The sequence below is a fragment of the Leucobacter iarius genome, assembly GCF_039530105.1.
Lineage (GTDB): Bacteria > Actinomycetota > Actinomycetes > Actinomycetales > Microbacteriaceae > Leucobacter > Leucobacter iarius.
Window position 1 is genome coordinate 1 of the sequence record NZ_BAAAOB010000024.1, and the last position, 575, is coordinate 575.

1 protein-coding gene is annotated in these 575 nt (G+C 60.2%); it reads right to left on the bottom strand.

Translation table 11 applies throughout. From position 1 onward, the window contains the following. Positions 1-137: 137 nt before the first annotated feature. On the bottom strand, positions 138-575 hold a 438-nt coding region (locus tag ABD169_RS16095; protein WP_344033622.1), incomplete at its 5' end, for a plasmid partitioning/stability family protein.

Below are 575 nucleotides of genomic sequence, written 5' to 3' on the forward strand. Positions count from 1 at the left end.
TTTTCTTCGCACCGGTTCACTGCTGTCGACGGGAATGCGGGCGAGACGGAGAACATTTCTGAATCCTGGTGACATGAGAACCGCCCTGGGATGCCAGTCATTTGAAATCGGTGTAGTAGTGGATGTGATTCGTACTGTTAGTCGCCGAATGCACGCCGCATATTTTTCTTTATTTCCCGGGTATCCGACCCGGACACCGGCGCGGCAGATGCTGCCGGCGTATCCGGTACTGCAGCTGCAGCCCTGTTCACGTCAGCGGTGCCGGCCATCTGCTGAACCAGTGCCTGCAGCTCACTGACCGAGGTGGGCGGTACCGGCATACTGGCCAGCAGGCGCGGCAGTTCAGGCGCCGTCGTGTGGAGGGCAAGACCGGTGATAATCAGGTTTCTCAGCAGATCCCCACGCAGACGGGATGACGCTTCCGTCAGCACACTTTCCACCCGTTCCCCACTCCGGCCATTCTGAAGCGTCAGGGTGTAACGCCGGCGCTGGTATTCCGTCTCCGGTGACACGGGCAGAGCAGCCCCACCATTTTCGGGCTCATCCGGAAGGCCGGTGAGTGAGGACCAGGTTCC